Origin of the sequence: Acrocarpospora catenulata, assembly GCF_018476525.1 — a bacterium.
GTDB classification, from domain to species: Bacteria; Actinomycetota; Actinomycetes; order Streptosporangiales; family Streptosporangiaceae; genus Acrocarpospora; species Acrocarpospora catenulata.
In genome coordinates this window covers 12,222-31,675 of sequence record NZ_JAHCST010000029.1, presented here as the reverse complement: position 1 = coordinate 31,675, position 19,454 = coordinate 12,222, and the positions used below count along the sequence as shown (strand labels likewise).

Below are 19,454 nucleotides of genomic sequence, written 5' to 3'. Positions count from 1 at the left end.
CGCGCGGTGCAGGGGCCCCTCGGATTACTTCGTATTACTTCGGTTACGCGTTGGCGTGCTTCGGGTCGCCGTGGCAGCGCTTGAACTTCTTGCCGGACCCGCACGGGCAGGGCGCGTTCCGCTCCACGTTGCCGTAGGCGGCCCGCTGCTCCGGCGTCGAGCGCACCCGGCTGACCTCGACCTCGCCACCCTCACCGGGCGCGGAGTAGATCATCTCGGTCGGCCGGGACGGCTGGCGGAGCGCCCTGGCGATGATCGAACTTGTTTCGGCCACCGCCTGGTCGGCCTCGTTCGGCTCGGCCCCGGCCTCGTAGCTGATCGGGTTCTCCTGCACCTCGACCTGGAGGTTGAACAGCCAGCGGGTCGACTCCTCCTTGATGCCGTCCAGCATCGCGGAGAACATCTCGAAGCCCTCACGCTGGTACTCGATCAGCGGGTCCTTCTGGGCGTAGGCCCGCATGCCGATGCCCTCCTGGAGATAGTCCATCTCGTAGAGGTGCTCGCGCCACTTCCGGTCGATCACCGAGAGGATGACCCGGCGCTCCAGCTCCCGCATGACCTGGGAGCTGAGCTCGGCCTCCCTGCGGTCGTAGGCGGCCAGCGCGTCGGCCTTCATCCGGGTGCCGATGAACACGGGGTCCAGGTCGTCGCGGGAGCCGCCGGCCTCCTCGACCAGCTGCTCCACGGTGATGCCGACCGGGTAGAGCTCGCCGTAGGCCTTCCAGAGCTTGTCCAGGTCCCACTCTTCGGCGAAGCCCTCGCTGGTGGCGGCCTTCGCGTACCCGTCCACCACGTCGGACACGAAGGTGCGGACCTGCTCGTGCAGGTCGGCGCCCTCCAGCACGGCCTGGCGCTCGGCGTAGATCACCTTGCGCTGGCGGTTCATGACCTCGTCGTACTTGAGGACGTTCTTGCGGATCTCGAAGTTCTGCTGCTCGACCTGGTGCTGCGCGGAGGCGATGGCCTTGGAGACGATGCCGGACTCGATGGGCTGGTCGTCCGGGATGTTCAGCCGAGTCATGATCATTTCGACCCTGGCCGAGTTGAACAGCCGCATCAGGTCGTCCTCAAGGGACAGGTAGAAGCGGGACTCGCCGGGGTCGCCCTGGCGGCCGGACCGGCCGCGGAGCTGGTTGTCGATGCGCCGCGACTCGTGCCGCTCGGTGCCCAGCACGTAGAGCCCGCCGATCTCGACGACCTCCTCGTGCTCGGCCTTGACCGCCGCCCTGGCCTTCTCCAGAGCCTCCGGCCAGGCCTTCTCGTACTCGTCGGGGGTCTCCACCGGGTCCAGACCGCGCTGGCGCAGCTCGACGTCGGCGCGGAACTCGGGGTTGCCGCCGAGCATGATGTCGGTGCCTCGACCGGCCATGTTGGTGGCCACGGTGACCGCGCTCTTCCGCCCGGCCTCGGCGATGATCGCCGCCTCTCGGGCGTGGTTCTTCGCGTTCAGCACCTCGTGCCGGATGCCCTGGTGCTTCAGCATGCGGGACAGCCGCTCGGACTTCTCCACGCTGGTGGTGCCGACCAGGACCGGCTGGCCCTTCTCGAACCTGACCTTGATGTCGTCCACACAGGCCTGGAACTTGGCGTCCTCGGTCTTGTAGACCACGTCGGCCTGGTCCTTACGGATCATCGGCCGGTTGGTCGGGACCGGGACCACGCCCAGCTTGTAGGTCTGGTGGAACTCGTTGGCCTCGGTGGCCGCGGTGCCGGTCATGCCGGAGAGCTTGGAGTAGAGGCGGAAGTAGTTCTGCAGGGTGATCGTGGCGAGCGTCTGGTTCTCGTCCTTGATCTTCACTGCTTCCTTGGCCTCGATGGCCTGGTGCATGCCCTCGTTGTAGCGGCGGCCGTGCAGCACGCGCCCGGTGAACTCATCGACGATCAGGACCTCGCCGTCGACGACGATGTAGTCCTTGTCCTTCTTGAACAGTTCCTTGGCCTTCAGGGCATTGTTCAGGAACTGCACCAGGTGGGTGTGCTCCGGCTTGTACAGGTTGTCGATGCCGAGCAGGTCCTCGACCTTCTCGACGCCCGTCTCCAGGATGCCGACCGTGCGCTTCTTCTCGTCGACGACGTAGTCGCCGGTGCTCTCCTCGCCGTCCTTGCCCTCGGCGCCTCGGCGGAGCCTCGGCACGATCTTGGCGAACTCCGTGTACCACTTCCCGGACTGCTCGCCGGGGCCGGAGATGATCAGCGGGGTCCTGGCCTCGTCGATGAGGATGGAGTCGACCTCGTCCACGATGGCGAAGTTGTGGCCGCGCTGCACGCACTCCTCGATGGAGCCGGCCATGTTGTCGCGCAGGTAGTCGAAGCCGAACTCGTTGTTGGTGCCGTAGGTGATGTCCGCGTTGTACTGCTTGCGCCGCTCGTCCGGCGGCATGTTGGCGAGGATCACCCCGACTTCCAGCCCGAGGAAGCGGTGCACCCGGCCCATCGTCTCGGCGTCGCGCTTGGCCAGGTAGTCGTTGACGGTGACCACGTGCACGCCGTTGCCGGACAGGGCGTTCAGGTAGGCCGGGAGCGTACAGGTCAGGGTCTTGCCCTCACCGGTGCGCATCTCGGAGATGTTGCCCATGTGCAGGTTGGCGCCGCCCATGAGCTGCACGTCGAAGTGCCGCTGACCGAGCACCCGGCGGGCGGCTTCGCGGACCGTCGCGAACGCCTCGGGAAGCAGGTCGTCCAGGGTCTCACCCTTGGCGTAACGCTCCCTGTACTCTTCGGTCAGCGCGCGCAGCTCGGCGTCGGAGAGGCTCTTGAAGTCCTCCTCGATGGAGTTGACCTGCTCGGCGAGGCGCTTGAGCTTACGCAGAGTCTTTCCTTCGCCGGCCCGAAGGATCTTGTCGAGAATGGCTGCCACTTTTAGTAAAGCTCCTCGCAGGTCTACCCCGGCGCATCCACCGTGGTTTGAGGACGAGACATACTTCCCCACGGCCATGGTAGGCCGTTCTGCCACCTGGCACAGCCACCCAAGAACAGGCGGGAGCGGCGCGGCGGGCAAGGGGGCATGTCGATAGGCTCAACTCTGACAAACGTTCGAGCGAGGCCCCCGGTTCCGGTCCGAGGGCGAGTCGGGTAGGTAGGCGGCAATGGCAGACACGACACACCAGAGTCACGCGGGCAGCCCGACGTCCTGGCTGGCGGTCTCGGTCATCCTGATCGGTTTCATCGTCGGCGGCGTGGCGCTGACCGGCCTCGGCGGCGGCGTGAACTGGCTGATGTTCTGGATCGGGGCCGGGATCAGCGCGGTGGGCGGCCTGCTGGCGCTGGTCTTCGACATCTTCTCCGACGTCATCGTGGACGCCCCGCGCGTGCTGGCGGCCAAGGAGCACCACTCGCCGGTGGAGCACAAGGACGTCACGCAGCGGGCGCTGGAGGCCTGACCCCCCGTTGGGCGTGAACCGGTGATTAACCGGCGTAGCCGTTTTGTCGGTGGCTGCCTCTAGCATCGGCGCTGTGACGGATACGGTTCAGGACCTCACGGCCGACGAGGCCCGGCGGCTCATCCTCCGCGCCCAGGGTTTCCTGGGTGTGGAAGGCCGTCGTGGCGGCGCCCCCGCCATGCTTCGCCGCCTGGGCGCGGTGCAGTTGGACACCATCTCGGTGCTGGCCCGCTCCCACGAGCTGGTGGCCTACGCGCGGCTCGGCCCGATCGGCCGCGACCGGGTGGAGCGCGCCTACTGGGGCGGCGACGCCTTCGAGTACTGGTGCCACGCCGCCTGCGTCCTCCCGATCGACCACTGGCCGCAGTACGGCTTCCGCCGCCGCGAGTTCCGCGAGCGCAGATACCGCTGGCACGAGGTCCCGCCCACGGTGGACAAGGTGCTGGAGCGGGTGCGCGCCGAGGGCCCGGTGACCACCACCGACATCGGCGGCGCCAAGAACGGCGGCCCCTGGTGGGACTGGTCCGACTCCAAGATCGCCATCGAGTTCCTGCTCGACATCGGCGAGGTGGTCTGCGTCAAACGGGTCGGCTGGCGGCGCGTCTACGACCTGGCCGAGCGCGTCGTCCCCGCCGAGTTGCTGGCCGCCGAGCCTGACGACGCCGAGTGCGTGACCCGGATGGTCCAGGTGGCCGGGCGCTCCCTGGCCGTGGCCACCCGAGCCGACCTGGTCGACTACACGCGGGTCCGGGCCAAGCACGCCGCCCTGCTGGACGAGGCCCTGCTGAGCGGCGCCGCCGGGCTGGTCCCGGTGCACGTGGCGGGCTGGCCGCCCGCCAAGTCGGTGCGCGGGACCCCGGTGCCGGTCACCGGCGCGCACGGCAGGGGCCACGCCCCGAACGCCTGGGCTGACCCGGCCGCGCTGGCCGCGGGCGAGCCCCGGGGGCGGCACCGCACCACGCTGCTGTCGCCGTTCGACTCCCTCATCTGGGACCGGGCCAGGACCGAGCGCGTCTTCCACATGACCCACCGGCTGGAGGCGTACGTGCCGAAGCCCAAGCGGGTGCACGGATACTTCGCCATGCCGGTGCTGTCCGGCGGGAAACTGGTGGCCCGGGTGGACCCGGCCAGGGAGAACGGCACGCTGGTCGCCCGGCAGGTCACCCTGGAGCCCGGGACCAGGAACAACGACGCCAAGAACCTGGACGCGGTGCACCTCGCCCTGCAGGAGGCGGCCTCCTGGGTCGGGTGCACCGACATCCGGATCGAGCGGGTGGTCTGATCAGGCCCTGGGCGATCTCCTAGGTGATCTCCAGCAGGCGCTCCCGGACCGCGTACACCACGGCCTCCATCCGGGAGTGCAGCTGGAGCTTCTCCAGGATGTTGCGGACGTGGTTTTTGACCGTGTTCTCCGAGATGAACAGTTCCTTGGCGATCTCGCGGTTGTTCATGCCCTTGGCGACCAGGCGGAGCACTTCCATCTCGCGGTCGGTGAGCCGGGGCACCGGCAGCTGGGGCGGCCGCTCGGCCTCCTTCCGGCTGATGCTGGCGAACTCGGTGATCAGCTTGGTGGCCATCGCGGGGTTGATGAAGGACTGGCCGCCGTGCACGCCGCGCACCGCGTCCGGCACCTCGTCGATCTGCACGTCCTTGAGCAGGTAGCCGGTGGCGCCGGCCTTGAACGCCTCGAAGAGGTCCTCCTCCTCGTCGCTCGCGGTGAGCATGATGATCCTGGCGCTCGGCATGCTCTCCTTGATGCCGCGGGTGGCCTGGATGCCGTCCCGCCGGGGCATGCGCACGTCCATCAACACGACGTCGGGCAGCAGGCGCTCGGCGAGCTCGACCGCCTCCTGGCCGTCACCCGCCTCGCCCACGACCTCGATGTCCGGCTCGGCGGCCAGGGCAAGCTCAAGGCTGCGCCGGATCAACGAATGATCGTCGACGATCAGCACACGGATGGGTTCACCACGACCAGCGGAGCGGGGCGTCTCGTCTCGCTCGCTGCGCTCACTCACAGTTTGTTCCTCCCCACGGGGGACCAGGGACGCCGGATCGCCATCATTACACGCTTGTTCGAAATTGGGGGTGACACTTGCCGCGCCTCCGACACCGTCTTACCGTGCCCGTGCCGCCCAATGTCGCGGCCCGGCCGCGCCGGTGTCTGGACTGAGTGGAGGGAGCGCCAGCGACCGGAGGGAGGGAAGACACCGGCTGCGAAGCGGCCGGGCCCGGCCCGCCGGAGGCGGGCCAAATGTCACAGCGGGCCCGCCGTGCCGGAGGCGCGGCCGATGTCACGGTTCGACTAGGCGGAGTACGCCGTAGTCGTAGCCGCGGCGGCGGTAGACCACGCTGGGCTGGCCGCATTCCTTGTCACGGAAAAGGAAGAAGTCGTGGCCGACCAGTTCCATCTCCAGGAGGGCCTGGTCGATGGTGATCGGGTCGGACTGGTGGAACTTCTCCCGGACCACCAGCGGGCCGTCGCCGTCCTGTTCGATCGGGATGACGGGCTCGGTGTATCCGTTGGTGGACCTGCGTGGCGGTACGTGCTCGTACGTCGCTTCGGGTTCGGCGGAGGCGGTAAGGGTTTCCTGGTTCACGTCGGCGAGGACCGCGGTCAGTTCGGCCACGGACGGGGGGCAGTTCTTGCCGTGATGGATCTTGCGCCGGTCGCTGATCCGGCGTAGGCGGGACTCCAGCTTTCCGAGGGCCATGTCGAGGGCGGAGAACCGGTCGTCGGCCGCCGCCTCGGCCCGGATCGCCGGGCCCTTGCAATGGATGGTGAGTTCCACCCGTTCGCGTTGATCGCTCAGTCGCGGGTTACGCTCTTTGGACACCTCCACATCCACGCGGATGAGTTTGTTGTCCAGACGCTCGATTCTGGCCAGCTTGGATGTCACGTGATCCCGGAAACGGTCACTCACTCCGGTGTGCCGTCCCTTGACGATGATGTCCACGCAAAGCCCCCCTTCGCCTCTCGACTGACATGAAGGAGCACCCGTCCGGCCGACCTGGTCTTCGTCCCCACATCCGCCTGCTGAGGGGTTCGCGGCTCTTTGCCACTACTGCCCTTCTCTTCTGGCGGGGGACATCTGGACCCCCGGGAAGGCAGGACTTACCTCTAAGCCGCACCGTGATCGGTCGACCAAGAGTCGCCTTACGTGGGCCGTTTCGCCTGCGGCTGGCATCGGCTAGCCAGGCCGAATCCCGGGCCACACCCACGCTTGCGGGGGGCACGGAAAACGGTCCGGTGCAACCACGGACCCGAACGGGTGCCATGTCCTGAACGCTAGTCGCTGCCGGGCCGAATGTCAGCCGCGAGCTCCGCCAAAAGATCACGTTCGGTGATTTTCCGTGCCGAAGCCGGGGGTGATCGATTGGGTGTCAGGGGAGGTCATTCGGCTTACCGAACGGTGTTCGTGCATGCTGAGCAGGGCTGGGGCACCGGCCAGGACATGGAGGTGTGACCCTGCGGCCAGGCCGTTATTTAATTGTTCCTTTACTCAATGTGACTTTTCGCATTCTGATCATCCCGGGCGTGTCGCGTTGCGGACACGCGCCCCAGACCGTTCTTTCGCCGTGGCCGCCACGGTGATCGCGAGCGGGACCGCGACCCCCGCCGCGCGCAGCGCCGCCGCAGCCGCGGCCAGCGTCGCCCCTGTGGTGACCACGTCGTCCACCAGGACGGCCACCGCCGGGCGCGGCGGCTCTCCCGCGAGCACATAGGCCCCGGCCAGGTTCGCGGCCCGCTCCGGCGCGCTCAGCCCCGCCTGGTCGGCCACCCGCCGCCGCTGCCGCACCACCGGCGCCAGGACGACCGGCCACCCCGCCAGATCCCGTACGGCCGCCGCCGCCATCCGCCGCACCGGATCATGACCACGGCGGCGCAGAGCCGCGCCGGAACTGGGCACCGGCACCAGCAGAACGGGGCTGCGCGGCGTCAGGGCAGCCCGCAGGGTCGCCGCCAGGCACGCCCCGAGGGCGGGGGCCAGGGCGGTCCGGCCGTGCTCCTTGTGCGCGAGCAGCAGGCGCCGGGCCACCCCCGCGTACGCGGCCCCGGACCAGACCTCGGGCAGCCCGGGCGGCGGGTGCTCCGGGAGCCGGGGCGACGGCACGCCGCGCAGCCGGGCCGTACAGGACGGGCAGACCAGAACGCCGGGGCGGCCACAGCCGGCGCAGCGCGGCGGCAGGAGCAGGTCGAGCAGGGCGGCGAGCACCCGCACAGCATGCCGACCGCCACCGACAGAAGGCTCAGCCCAGCGGGTAGAGCGCGTACGTGACGCCCGACTTGATGGGTGTCGCCCACTTGGTGCCGTCGGAGGAGCGGAGCGCACCGTCCTCGTCGGCGGCCAGGATCTGGCCGGGGGCCGCGCTCATCGAGTTGACCCGCTGGTCCACGCTGGGCGTGTCCGGCCCGTCCCCGTCCGCGATGGAGTACACCAGCAGCGACTGCTGCTTGGCCTTCTCGGTCAGCACCAGCAGCGTGCTGTCGTCCTGCCAGGCGATGTCCACGATGGTCCGGTCCTGCTCGGGCGGCACCAGTTCCTCCAGGCCGCCCATCCGGTAGTCGCCGAGCCGGACGATGACGCCGATCTGCACGCTCTCCCCGGCGCCGCTGTCGGCCACCACCGCGGCCCGCACGCCGTTCCTGGCCACCCGGAACGCCTTCACCCTGGCGGCGTCCAGGCCGGGGGCGCTGACGGGGAACGCCTGGCCCTCGCGGGCCCGCCACACCCGGGATCCCCCCTCGGGGAGCTGTTCCACCGACCAGAGCTCGCCGTACCGGTCCCAGGAGGGCGGGGTGAGCCGGTCGCCGGTGATCCAGCGCTGCCACTGGCTGCCGTTGGCCAGGTCGGCCACCCAGATACCGGGTTCGGGGCGGAGCGCGGCCACCCGGTTGTACGGGATCTCGGCGATCGCCGGGTGGTCGAAGGCCTGGTTGGGCTGGCCGGCCGCGCCCGGCACCGGCAGCGACTCCTCCCAGGTCCTGCCCTGCTTCATCAGCGTGCCGTTGTGCACGAAGTAGGCGAGCGCCTCGTGCGGCAGCACCGCGGGGTCGAAGGCGGTGTACTCGCGCTGCTGGAACGGCAGGCCGCCGCCGGGGAACGGCTCCCCGTTCACGGTGATCACGATCGGCAGCTGGGCCACCGCCGCGAACGTCCAGGCCAGCTGGGCCTTCAGCACCCGCAGGCGCTCCGGGTAGGCGGACAGCTGGGCGAGCTCGCCGGTGAAGTCCATGACCACCGCGTCGTCCTCGACCCGGATGCCGCGCAGCTTGGTGTTCTTCGGGAACATGTTCTGCACGCCGTCGGCCAGCGGCGCGCTGGGGCCCAGCAGCAGCCGCCGGATCAGCGACTCGGCGAACCCCCGGCCGGGGTCGATGGCCAGCCGCACCCGGTCGGTGACCAGACCGGCGCCGGTCACGTCCGGGTAGTAGAGGTCCACCGACCGGTACGCCCTGGCCAGGTCGGCCGGGCGGAGCAGCAGGCCCGGCGGGGGCGTGGCGATGCGCCACTGGCCGTTCAGCTTGACCAGCGTGATGTTGTCCACCAGCGGCGCCCCCTCGGAGTCGGCGGGAGCGCTCAGGTACCGGCCCTGCGGGTCGATGGTGGCGATGCGCTTGCCCTTGATGGGCAGCACGAACTCGGCCACGTCCGCCTCGGGCAGGTTGGTCACCCCGAACCTGCAGTCGCAGACCACCGCGTCGGTCTCGGCCGGATTCCACTTCGCCTGCGCCTCGGGGGTAAGGTACTGCTTGGCGATCTTCTGGCTGGTGGCGTCGAAGCCGGTCATCGCCGCCTGGAAGCCCTGCACGATCTCCACGGGAGTGGCGCCCTGCTTGGGCGGCGAGACGATCACCCGCACGTACGGCTGGCTCATCGGATCGCTGCCGGCGTCCTCCTTGCCGACCGTCGTCGGGTTGCCGCTGGAGGGCACGATCGTGCAGGCCGAGGCGGCGCTGAGCGCGACCAGTCCCGTGACGAACCGCCTAGTCCCCATCGAACCCCCCCGATTCGCCCGCCGCGGCTGACAGCACCGGGGTCACCTGCCCGCGCCAGGACCGGCGCATCTCCACTTCCGGCGGCACCAGCGGCAGCGGCGAGCCCTTCAGCTCCGTCCCCGCCAGGCGCGGCAGCGAGAGCCGGAACTGGGTGCCCTCGCCGGGGGCGCCCCACGCCTGGAGCCAGCCGCCGTGCAGGATCGCGTCCTCGCGGGAGATGGCCAGGCCCAGACCGGTGCCGCCGATGGTCCTGGCCCGGGACGGGTCGGCCCGCCAGAACCGGTCGAAGACCATGTTCTCCTCGCCCTGCCGCAGGCCCACTCCGTGGTCCCGGACCGCGATGGCCACCGCGTCCCGGTCGGCGCCGAGGATGACCGCGATGTCCTTGCCCTCGCCGTGCTCGATCGCGTTGAAGAGCAGGTTCCGCAGGATGCGCTCCACCCGGCGGGTGTCGCACTCGGCCATGCAGGGCTCGTTGGGCAGCCGCAGCTCGAACCGGGTGGCGTGCCGCTCGGCCAGCGCCTCGGAGTCGCCGACCGCGCGGAGCACCACGTCCCGCATGTCCACCGACTCCAGGTCCAGGGTGGCGGCGCCCGCGTCGTACCGGCTGATCTCCAGCAGGTCGGCCAGCATGGACTCGAAGCGCTCCAGCTGGTTCTGCATCAGCTCGGCCGAGCGGGCCGCCATCGGGTCGAAGTCCTCCCTGGCCTCGTAGAGCAGGTCGGCGGCCATCCGCACGGTGGTGAGCGGGGTGCGCAGCTCGTGCGAGACGTCGGACACGAACTGGCGCTGCACCTGGGAGAGCTCCTCCAGTTGGTGGATCTTGACGGCCAGGTTGGCGGCCATCTCGTTGAAGCTGGTGGCCAGCCGGGCCAGGTCGTCCTCGCCGCGTACCTTCAGGCGTTCCTCCAGGCGGCCGGAGGCCAGGCGTTCCGCGGCCTGGCGGGTCAGCCGTACGGGGGTGACGACCTGGCGGGTGACCAGGGAGGCGATGGCGGCCAGCAGCAGCACCAGGCCGGCTCCGACGATGACCAGCAGCTGGAGCACCGAGGACAGGGTCTCCTCCTCTTCCTGGAGCGGGAAGAGGTGGTAGATCTCGTAGACCCCGTCGCTGCCGTAGACCAGAGAGCCGACCGCGAAGCCGATCTGGGCGGGCCTGGCGTTGTCCAGGTAGCGCAGCACGGTGGGCTGCCGGGTGATCTCCCTGGTCTGCTTGAGGTCCCGGCGGAGCTTCTCCGGCACGCTGCTGGCGTCGATGTTGCCGGTGGCCCGGTCCTGGCCGACCAGGCGGTCGTTCCTGATGACCACGTTGTACCGGGAGCCGGCCCGCTCGGCCAGGTCCCTGGCGGCCAGCTCCACCGGGGTCATGGTCAGCGCGACCTGGTCCTTGGGCACGTCGTTCTGGGAGACCGAGAAGTATCCGGCGACGCTGGACACGTTCGCCTTGGCCTCGGCGGTGGCCGCCCGCACCCGCCCGGCGATCATGGCGTCGGTGATCGACTGGAAGAGGAAGACGCCCAGCACGGCCACCACGACCATCGAGATGACCAGCGTGCTGGTGACCACCCGCAGCTGGAGCGAGCGCCGGTAGGCGCCGCGCAGCCGCCCGGCCAGCCGCCGGGCCCGCCGCCGCACGCCGCGCGCGATCTGCCGCGGGGTACGGCGCTTCTTCACGCGCGGCTTGGCGGCGGAGCCCGGAGGGTTCCGCCGCGTCGCCGTGGGGGATGGCATGGGGGTACGGCCGGTACGGCTTAGGCGGGGCCGGCCTTGTACCCGACGCCGCGCACGGTCACCACGATCTCCGGGTGCTCGGGATCCTTCTCGATCTTGGCGCGGAGCCGCTGCACGTGCACGTTGACCAGCCGGGTGTCGGCCGCATGCCGGTAACCCCAGACCTGCTCGAGCAGCACCTCCCGGGTGAACACCTGGCGGGGCTTGCGGGCCAGCGCGACCAGCAGGTCGAACTCCAGCGGGGTGAGGTTGATGGTCTCGTCCAGCCGCTTCACCGAGTGGCCCGCCACGTCGATGGTGATGTCGCCGATCTGCAGGATCTCGGGGGTCGGCTCGTCGGTGCGGCGCAGCCGGGCCCGCACCCGGGCGACCAGTTCCTTCGGCTTGAACGGCTTGACGATGTAGTCGTCGGCGCCGGACTCCAGGCCGAGCACCACGTCGATGGTGTCGCTCTTGGCGGTGAGCATCACGATCGGCACCCCGGACTCGGCGCGGATGCGGCGGCACACGTCGATGCCGTCGGCGCCGGGCAGCATCAGGTCGAGAAGGACCAGGTCCGGCCGGGTGTCGCGGAAGGCGTCGAGCGCCTTGTCACCGTCTGAGACGAACGACGGCTCGAACCCCTCCCCGCGCAACACGATGCCGAGCATCTCGGCGAGAGCGGCATCGTCGTCGACGACCAGCACGCGTCCTTTCATGGCCCCTCATTCGTTACTCAGCGCAGATCGGGAGATCGGGAGATATCGGCGGATATATCGGGATTATCGGAAGGTTACCCGCGACCACCCCGTGGGCGATACGCGACCAGGACAGTGGGTGGAGTTTAGGCGCATGTGAGGGAACGCGCGATGATCTGACCAGATAAGGCCGAGTTCCTGGAAACTCCATGGTGTGGTCACGTTCCAAGTCTGCGCTGGAGCGACCGGATTCTGCCATCCCCGGGCCAAGGAACCTGCGGGATTTACCCAGGGAATCCCCAGGGCAGGGACGCCGCTGAGCCGTACATCGTGCCAGGATTAGGACATGACAGACGGCCCAGGTCCCTACGAGCCCCCGGTCCCGCCGCCCGGCTGGGCGGCCCAGCAGCCTCCCCCGTACGGCACACCGGCGCACTGGGCCGCCCCCGGTCAGCAGCCGCCCCCGCCGCCCGCCCCGCCCGGGCAGTACTACGGCTACAACCCCTACAACCCTTACGGCAACCCGTACGGGGGGATGAAGCCGGGCATCATCCCGCTCCGCCCGCTCCAGCTGGGCGACATGTACAACGGCGCGGTCCAGGCCATCCGGTCCAACCCGCGGGCCACCCTGGGCCTGGCCGCCGCCGTGGTCACCATCTCCGAGCTGGTCGCCCTGGCCATCCAGCTGCCGCTACTCCAGCCACTGCTGGGGCGGCTGACCGACCCGTCCTTCATCCAACAGGGCAACGCCGAGGACCTGATCGCCCCGCTCTTCGGCTTCCTGGGTGGCACCCTGCTCGGCGCGGTGCTCTCGGTGATCGCGACGGTGGTGCTGACCGGCATGCTCACCAGCGTGGTGGGCCGTGCGGTGTTCGGCGAGTCGATCACGATCGGCGAGGCCTGGCGGCAGACCCGGAGCCGGGTGCTGCCGCTGCTCGGCCTGGGCCTGCTGCAGACCCTCATGATGCTCGCCGTCATCCTCATCCCGGTCGTGCTGATCGCCGTACTGGCAGCGTCCACGTCCGGCCCGGCGGTGGTGCTGGTCGGCTTCCTGCTGACGGTCGGCGCGGCCATCACTGCGATCTTCCTCTACGTCAAGATGAGCCTGGCCGGGCCCGCGGTGGTCCTGGAACGGATCGGCGTGTTCGCCGCGATCGGGCGTTCGTTCCGGCTGGTCAGCGGAGACTTCTTCCGGGTGTTCGGCATCCTGCTGCTGACCGCGGTGATCGTCTTCTTCATCTCGCTGGCGGTGAGCGCGCCCTTCTCGGTCTTCAGCTCCTTCGGCAGCACGACTCCCGACAGCCTGGACGGGGGCTTCGTGATGTCGATGGTGCTCGGCACGCTCGGCGCCATCATCGCCGGAACCATCACCAGTCCGTTCTCGGCCGCCGTCAACGCGCTGCTGTACGCCGACCGCCGGATGCGCGCGGAGGCCTTCGACCTGGTGCTGCAGACCGAGGCGGTGGAGCGCCAGCGGGGCGGGCAGCCCACCGGGCCACTGGACCTCTGGCACCCGGCGTACGGCTCAGGGGCGCCCAGGGGATACCAGCAGCCCCCGCAGTACGGCTCCCCCGGATACGAGCCGCCGCCCCCGGGCCCCTGGCAGCAGTAGTGATCGTCTTCTCCGACGTCCCGGTCGAGATCGGCCGGGAGGCGGCCAGAGACGCGGCCATCCGGGAGTTGGCCGACTCCATCTACCCGAAGGAGTCGTGGCTGGACCGGCTGAGCGACCGGTTCTGGAGCTGGCTGAACGACCTGATCAACTCGGCCGCCGGGCTGGACGGGGGCTGGCTGGCGCTGGCCGTGCTGGGGCTGATCCTGCTGGCTCTTGCCCTCCTGCTGCTCCGCGCCGCCAGGAAGGCCACCCGTGCGGCGGGCGAGGCGGGCGCACTCTACGGGGAACGGCGCGCGAGCGCCGCCGAGCACCGGGCCGCCGCCGAGCGGCACGCCGCCGCCGGGGAGTGGGCGCCCGCCATCCGGGAACGGCTCCGGGCCATCGCGCGTGACCTGGAGGATCGGGCCGTGGTGGAACCGCTGCCCGGCCGTACCGCGGCGGAGTTCGGGGCCGAGGCCGGGGCTGCGCTGCCGGAGTTCGGCGGCGCGCTGGCCGCCGCGGCCCGGCTCTTCGACGACGTGACCTACGGCGACCTGCCCGGCACCGCCGACGGGTACGCCACGCTGGCCGCGCTGGACGAGCGGCTGCGCACGGCCCGGCCGGTCCCGGTGGTGTCGTGAGCACGCCGGTCTCCCCCCGGGTCAGGGACCGCTGGCGGACCTGGCGCGCCCCGCTGGCCGTGCTCGCCCTGATGCTGCTGCTGGCCACGGTGATCGTGCTGCTCGGCCGGCCCCGCCCTGGCGGCTATCTGGACGCCGAGGCCACCACCCCGCAGGGCGCGCACGCGCTGGTGGCCCTGCTGGGGAACGAGGGCGTCGTCGTCGAGCAGGTCCGCACGGTGGACGAGGCGCGCGCCGTCGCCGACCCCGGCACGCTGCTGGTGGTCGCCCGTACCGAGTACCTGAGCGGCGCGGACCTGCTCGCCCAGATCGCCGCGCTGCCCGGGGACCGGCTGCTGGTGGAGCCGCTGACCGAGGCCCTGGAGGCGCTGGCCCCCGGCGTGACCGCGGGCGACTACCAGTCCAGCACGGTCCGCGTGCCCGGCTGCGGCCTGCGGGCGGCCACCCTGGCGGGGAGCGCGCTGACCGGCGGGGAAGGCTACCAGGCCACCGGCGCCACCACCTGCTACGAGGGCACGCTGCTGCGCCACCAGCGGGACGGGCGCACGGTCACCGTGCTCGGCTCCGGCGAGTTCCTGAGCAACGCCCGGCTGGCCGAGGACGGCAACGCCGCGCTGGCCATGAACCTCACCGGCGCCCATCCCCGGGTGGTGTGGTTCGTCCCGGTCAGCGTGCAGGGCACCGGCGAGGGCACCGCCACCCTCGGGGAGCTCATCCCCGGCCGGGTCTCCTGGGCGGTGCTGGCCCTCGTCCTGGCCGTCGTCCTGGTCGCCCTCTGGCAGGGCCGCCGCCTGGGCCCGGTGGTGACAGAACGCCTCCCGGTGGTGGTCCGCGCCGCCGAGACCGCCGAGGGCCGCGGCCGCCTCTACCGGGCCCGCCGCGCCCGCGACCGGGCCGGCCACGCGCTGCGCGCCGCCGCCCTGAACCGGCTGGTCCCCCGCCTCGGGCTCACCGCCACCGCCACCCCCGACGCGATCGTCTCGGCGGTGGCGGCCAGGATCGGGCAGGATGCCGGGCAGATCCGTGCCATCCTGTACGGCTCCGCCCCCGCCGACGACGCCCGGCTGGTCGCGCTGGCCCGCAATCTCGACATCATCGAAAGGCAGGTACGAGACTCGTGACGACACCTGACGGCTCCCGGGAGGCGCTGGCGGCGCTCCGCGCGGAGGTCGCCAAGGCGGTGGTCGGGCAGGACGCCGTCGTCACCGGCCTGGTGATCGCCCTGCTCTGCCGGGGGCACGTGCTGCTTGAGGGCGTGCCGGGGGTGGCCAAGACCCTGCTGGTGCGCACCCTGGCCGCCGCTCTCTCGATGGACTTCAAGCGGGTGCAGTTCACCCCGGACCTGATGCCGGGCGACATCACCGGTTCGCTGGTGTACGACGCGAAGACCGCCGCGTTCGAGTTCCATGAGGGCCCGGTCTTCGCCAACCTGCTGCTCGCCGACGAGATCAACCGCACCCCGCCGAAGACCCAGGCCGCGCTCCTGGAGGCGATGGAGGAGCGCCAGGTGAGCGTGGAGGGCACACCTCGACCGCTGCCCGACCCGTTCATCGTGGCCGCCACTCAGAACCCGATCGAGTACGAGGGCACCTACCAGCTGCCCGAGGCCCAGCTGGACCGGTTCCTGCTCAAGCTGACCGTGCCGCTGCCCCCGCGCGACCAGGAGATCGCCGTGCTGGACCGGCACGCCCGCGGCTTCGACCCGCGCGACCTGACCGAGATCAAGCCGGTGGCCACCGCCGCCGATCTGGCGGCCGGGCGGCAGGCGGTCAGCCAGGTGCACGTCGGACCCGAGGTGCTCGGCTACATCGTGGACATCGCCCGGGCCACCCGCCAGTCGCCCGCGCTCCAGCTGGGCGTCTCGCCGCGCGGTGCCACCGCGCTGCTGGCCGCCGCGCGGGCCTGGGGGTGGCTGTCCGGCCGGTCGTACGTGACGCCCGACGACGTCAAGGCGCTGGCCCGGCCGGCCCTGCGGCACCGCATCCAGCTGCGTCCGGAGGCGGAGCTGGAGGGCGCCACCCCGGACGGGCTGTTGGAGGGCGTCCTGGCGGCCGTCCCGGTCCCCCGGTGAGGCTCGCGTGGCGCTGACCGGGCGGGCCGGGCTGATCGCGCTGGTCGGCGTGGTGCTGGTCCTGCTCGCGCCCCGGCCCGGGCTGGCCTTCGCGCTGCTGGTGCTGGTGCTGGTGGTGCTGGTCGCGGTGGACCTGGCGCTGGCCGGGAGCGTACGGCTGCTGCGCTTCCAGCGGCTCGGCGACCGGGCGGCTCGGCTGGGCGAGACCGTCGAGGTGACCCTGCTGGTGGAGAACCCCGGCCCCCGCCGGGTCCGGGGGCGGCTGCGGGACGCCTGGGCGCCCAGCATGCGGGCGGTCCCCCGGGAGCACACGCTGGACGTGCCCGCCGGGGAGCGGCGGCGGATCGTGACCACGCTCCGGCCGCTGCGCCGGGGCGACCACCGGGCGGCCACGGTGACCGTACGGGCGGTGGGGCCGCTGGGTGTCGCGGCGCGCCAGGGCGGGCACCAGGCGCCCTGGACGGTCCGGGTGCTGCCGCCGTTCCTGAGCCGCCGCCACCTGCCGTCCCGGCTGGCCCGGCTGCGCGAGCTGGACGGCCACAACCCCGTGCTGGTACGCGGCCAGGGCACCGAGTTCGACTCGCTGCGGGAGTACGTGGCGGGCGACGACGTGCGCTCCATCGACTGGCGGGCCACCGCGCGGCGGAGCGAGGTGGTGGTGCGCACCTGGCGTCCCGAGCGGGACCGGCGGGTGCTGATCGTGCTGGACACCGGGCGGACCTCGGCGGGCCGGGTGGGCGTGGACCCGACCTCCGGCGACCCGGCCGGGTGGCCGCGCCTGGACTGGTCGATGGACGCCGCGCTGCTGCTGGCCGCGCTGGCCGCCCGGGCCGGCGACCGGGTGGACTTCCTGGCCCACGACCGCGCGGTGCGGGCCTGGGTGTCCGGGACCTCCCGTACCGAGGTGCTGGCCGCGCTGGTGAACGCGATGGCCCCGCTGGAGGCCGAGCTGGTGGAGGCGGACGCGCCCGGCATGGTGGCCGCGGTGCTGGCCCAGGCCCGGCGCCGCTGCCTGGTGGTGCTGCTCACCGACCTCAACCCCGCCGCCCTGGAGGAGGGCCTGCTGCCCGTGCTGCCCCAGCTGGCCGGGCGGCACCAGGTGCTGCTCGCGGCGGTCGCCGACCCCCGGGTGGCCGAACTGGCCGCCCGCCGGGACTCGGCCGAGCAGGTCTACGACGCCGCGGCGGCGGAACGGCTCCGCGCCGACCGGCACCGCATCACCGCCCGCCTCCGGCGGCACGGCGTCGAGGTCGTGGACGCCCTCCCGGAGGACGCCGCCCCAGCCCTCGCCGACGCCTACCTGGCTCTGAAAGCGGCAGGACGCCTCTAACTCATCTCGCCTCTGGCTCAGCTCGCGGGAGCGTAGTCGGGGGCGTCCTCGATGTCGCCGATCTCGCCCGCCCTGGCCGCCCGGCGGCCGAGCACGATCACGTACGTCAGGAAGACCGCCTCAGCCAGCACCCCGATGCCGATCCTGGCCCAGGTCGGCAACGACGACGGGGTGACCAGCGCCTCGATCAGACCGGCCACCAGCAGCACCACGACCAGGCCGATGACCACGGTCATCACAGCCCGGCCCTGCTCGGCCAGCACCTGGCCGCGCGGCCGGTGCCCGGGGGCCACCACCGCCCAGCCGACCTTCATCCCGGCCCCCGCCGCCAGGAAGACGGCGGTCAGCTCCAGCAGCCCGTGCGGCGTGATCAGGCCGAAGAACACGTCCGCCCGGCCGGCGTCGATCATCAGGCCACCGATGAGCCCCACGTTGGCGGCGTTCTGGAAGAGGATGTACGGGATCGGCAGCCCCATCAGCGCCGAGAACACCACGCACTGCGCCGCCACCCAGGCGTTGTTCACCCAGACCAGGGCGGCGAACGAGCCCGCCGGGTTCTCGCTGTAGTAGTCGGCGAAGTCGTGGTCGACCAGCTGCCTGATCTCCTCGGGGGTGGCCAGCGCCGTCCGCACCGCGGGATCGCCGATCACCCAGGCCGCGATGAGCACCGCGACCGCCGTGGAGGCCACCGCCGCGCCCAGCCACCACCGCCAGGACCGGTAGGCCACCACCGGGAAGGAGACCGTCCAGAACCGCAGGAACTCCCGCCAGGCGGGCGCGTGCGCCCCCGTCACCACCGTCCGGGCCCTGGCGACCAGCACCGAGAGCCGCCCGACCAGCTGGGGGTCGCGGGAGGCCGAGCGCACGATGGACAGGTGGGTGGCCACCCGCTGGTAGAGCTCCACCAGCTCGTCGATCTCGGCGCCGTCGAGCCCGCGCCGCCGCCGTACCAGGTGCTCCAGGCGGTCCCAGGTGGGCTGGTGTGCGGTGACGAATGCGTCGATGTCCACGATCGGGAGCCTAGTAGGGTTCGGGATGTGTCCGATGTGGTGACCGGCGACGCCGTCGTGGTCGATGTCCAGATCGCCCAGCTGCCCATCCGGGCCGGGGCGCGGCTGATCGACGGGCTCATCCAGGTCGCGCTGCTGCTGGCCGGGGGCTTCGGGCTCGCCATGATCGGCGGGCAGCTGGATCCGGACACGGCCATCCTGAACGCCCTGGTGATCCTAATGATCGTGCTGGTCACGGTGGGCTACCCGCTGGTCTTCGAGGCGCTCACCCGGGGGCGTACGCCGGGGAAGATGGCGCTCGGCCTGCGCGTCGTCGCCGACGACGGGGGTCCGGAACGGTTCCGGCAGGCGCTCTACCGGGCGCTGTCGGGTTCGGTGGAGATCTACATCCTCAGCGCCGCCCCCGCCGTGATCTGCTCGCTGCTGCACCCCAGGGGCAAACGCCTCGGCGACGTCTTCGCCGGCACGGTGGTGATCAGCGAGCGTGGACCGCGCCGGACCGCGCCGCCGCCGGTGATGCCGCCGATGCTGGCGGCCTGGGCCGCCACTCTGGAACTGTCCGGGTTGACCGAGGAACTGGCCGCGATGGCCCGGCAGTACCTGGCCCGCCTGCCCCAGCTCAACCCCGCCGCCCAGTACGAGATGGGCCGCCGCATCGCCGCCCAGGTCGCCACTGTGGTCGCCCCGCCGCCCCCACCGGGCGTGCCGCCACACCTGTACCTGGCCGCGGTCCTGGCCGAACGCCGCCACCGCGAGTCGGCCCGACTGGCCCAGGCGATGCGCGCCACCGCCGCCCCCGCTGTGGAGCCCTACCAGCCGCCTCCGGCCCCTGCCCCTACCCCCGCCCCGGAGTCCGCGCCGGGTGTCACCCCAGGCGGCTTCGCGCCGCCCGCCTAGGAGGCGGGTACGTCCGGCGCGCAGAGGGAGGTGACGCACCGGGCGCACCCGCCCGGAACGCATCCGGTTCAGGTGACTGGCCTTGGTAAGGAACCGGACGCGGGTAAATGGGGTTCCAGCCAGTC

General features: G+C 71.4%; 16 protein-coding genes. 8 read left to right on the top strand and 8 right to left on the bottom strand.

Annotated features, from left to right (window positions below; all coding sequences use genetic code 11):
- Positions 1-43 precede the first annotated feature (43 nt).
- Positions 44-2,857 (bottom strand): preprotein translocase subunit SecA, encoded by a 2,814-nt coding sequence (gene secA, locus KIP79_RS26400; protein ID WP_214107617.1) that lies wholly within the window; start codon positions 2,855-2,857, stop codon positions 44-46.
- Positions 2,858-3,086: 229 nt separating this feature from the next.
- Here secA and KIP79_RS26395 point away from each other — a divergent pair, with 229 nt between their 5' ends.
- The gene (locus KIP79_RS26395) at positions 3,087-3,380 is read left to right on the top strand and encodes an HGxxPAAW family protein (RefSeq protein ID WP_214107616.1); all 294 of its coding nucleotides are present in this window, start codon (positions 3,087-3,089) and stop codon (positions 3,378-3,380) included.
- A 73-nt stretch (positions 3,381-3,453) separates the two neighbouring features.
- Positions 3,454-4,662: a winged helix-turn-helix domain-containing protein gene (locus KIP79_RS26390; protein ID WP_308169899.1), complete on the top strand. Its 1,209-nt coding sequence runs from the start codon at positions 3,454-3,456 to the stop codon at positions 4,660-4,662.
- Between the two features lie 19 nt (positions 4,663-4,681).
- On the opposite strand, the gene KIP79_RS26385 is transcribed toward KIP79_RS26390, so the two are convergent.
- From KIP79_RS26385 to mtrA, 6 genes are all read right to left on the bottom strand, one after another.
- Complete coding sequence (locus tag KIP79_RS26385) at positions 4,682-5,395, bottom strand: response regulator (protein ID WP_308169898.1); 714 nt, start codon at positions 5,393-5,395, stop codon at positions 4,682-4,684.
- Between the two features lie 276 nt (positions 5,396-5,671).
- Entirely contained in the window at positions 5,672-6,334 is a 663-nt protein-coding gene (gene hpf / locus KIP79_RS26380) for a ribosome hibernation-promoting factor, HPF/YfiA family (RefSeq protein WP_214107615.1), read from the bottom strand.
- Between the two features lie 570 nt (positions 6,335-6,904).
- The gene (locus KIP79_RS26375) at positions 6,905-7,594 is read right to left on the bottom strand and encodes a ComF family protein (RefSeq protein WP_214107614.1); all 690 of its coding nucleotides are present in this window, start codon (positions 7,592-7,594) and stop codon (positions 6,905-6,907) included.
- Between the two features lie 34 nt (positions 7,595-7,628).
- Complete coding sequence (locus KIP79_RS26370) at positions 7,629-9,377, bottom strand: LpqB family beta-propeller domain-containing protein (protein WP_214107613.1); 1,749 nt, start codon at positions 9,375-9,377, stop codon at positions 7,629-7,631.
- Positions 9,367-11,109 (bottom strand): MtrAB system histidine kinase MtrB, encoded by a 1,743-nt coding sequence (gene mtrB / locus KIP79_RS26365; RefSeq protein ID WP_214107612.1) that lies wholly within the window; start codon positions 11,107-11,109, stop codon positions 9,367-9,369. Before mtrB ends, KIP79_RS26370 begins: the two co-directional genes overlap by 11 nt.
- A 20-nt stretch (positions 11,110-11,129) precedes the next feature.
- Positions 11,130-11,807, bottom strand: coding sequence for an MtrAB system response regulator MtrA (gene mtrA, locus KIP79_RS26360; protein WP_155339034.1), 678 nt, complete (start codon positions 11,805-11,807; stop codon positions 11,130-11,132).
- 325 nt (positions 11,808-12,132) lie between these two features.
- Here mtrA and KIP79_RS26355 point away from each other — a divergent pair, with 325 nt between their 5' ends.
- The 5 genes from KIP79_RS26355 to KIP79_RS26335 are packed head-to-tail and all read left to right on the top strand — an operon-like array spanning position 12,133 to position 17,422.
- A complete protein-coding gene (locus KIP79_RS26355) occupies positions 12,133-13,398 on the top strand; it encodes a DUF7847 domain-containing protein (protein WP_214107611.1) in 1,266 nt (421 codons plus the stop codon).
- On the top strand, positions 13,398-14,021 hold the full coding sequence (locus tag KIP79_RS26350; protein WP_308169897.1) for a DUF4129 domain-containing protein: 624 nt from the start codon (positions 13,398-13,400) through the stop codon (positions 14,019-14,021). The genes KIP79_RS26355 and KIP79_RS26350 overlap by 1 nt, the downstream gene beginning before the upstream one ends.
- The gene (locus KIP79_RS26345) at positions 14,018-15,142 is read left to right on the top strand and encodes a DUF4350 domain-containing protein (protein ID WP_214107610.1); all 1,125 of its coding nucleotides are present in this window, start codon (positions 14,018-14,020) and stop codon (positions 15,140-15,142) included. Before KIP79_RS26350 ends, KIP79_RS26345 begins: the two co-directional genes overlap by 4 nt.
- A complete protein-coding gene (locus KIP79_RS26340) occupies positions 15,139-16,092 on the top strand; it encodes an AAA family ATPase (protein ID WP_214107609.1) in 954 nt (317 codons plus the stop codon). Before KIP79_RS26345 ends, KIP79_RS26340 begins: the two co-directional genes overlap by 4 nt.
- Before the next feature lie 7 nt (positions 16,093-16,099).
- The gene (locus tag KIP79_RS26335) at positions 16,100-17,422 is read left to right on the top strand and encodes a DUF58 domain-containing protein (RefSeq protein ID WP_214107608.1); all 1,323 of its coding nucleotides are present in this window, start codon (positions 16,100-16,102) and stop codon (positions 17,420-17,422) included.
- Positions 17,423-17,439: 17 nt separating this feature from the next.
- Here KIP79_RS26335 and KIP79_RS26330 read toward each other — a convergent pair whose 3' ends face one another.
- Positions 17,440-18,432: a stage II sporulation protein M gene (locus KIP79_RS26330; RefSeq protein WP_214107607.1), complete on the bottom strand. Its 993-nt coding sequence runs from the start codon at positions 18,430-18,432 to the stop codon at positions 17,440-17,442.
- Between the two features lie 27 nt (positions 18,433-18,459).
- Here KIP79_RS26330 and KIP79_RS26325 point away from each other — a divergent pair, with 27 nt between their 5' ends.
- Complete coding sequence (locus KIP79_RS26325) at positions 18,460-19,329, top strand: RDD family protein (protein WP_214107606.1); 870 nt, start codon at positions 18,460-18,462, stop codon at positions 19,327-19,329.
- The last annotated feature ends 125 nt before the right edge of the window (positions 19,330-19,454 follow it).

Coding starts and splice junctions, on each gene's coding strand:
- mtrB (WP_214107612.1), bottom strand. CDS start 11,109: ATGCCATCCCCCACGGCGACGCGGCGGAACCCTCCGGGCTCCGCCGCC.
- mtrA (WP_155339034.1), bottom strand. CDS start 11,807: ATGAAAGGACGCGTGCTGGTCGTCGACGACGATGCCGCTCTCGCCGAG.
- KIP79_RS26355 (WP_214107611.1), top strand. CDS start 12,133: ATGACAGACGGCCCAGGTCCCTACGAGCCCCCGGTCCCGCCGCCCGGC.
- KIP79_RS26395 (WP_214107616.1), top strand. CDS start 3,087: ATGGCAGACACGACACACCAGAGTCACGCGGGCAGCCCGACGTCCTGG.
- KIP79_RS26370 (WP_214107613.1), bottom strand. CDS start 9,377: ATGGGGACTAGGCGGTTCGTCACGGGACTGGTCGCGCTCAGCGCCGCC.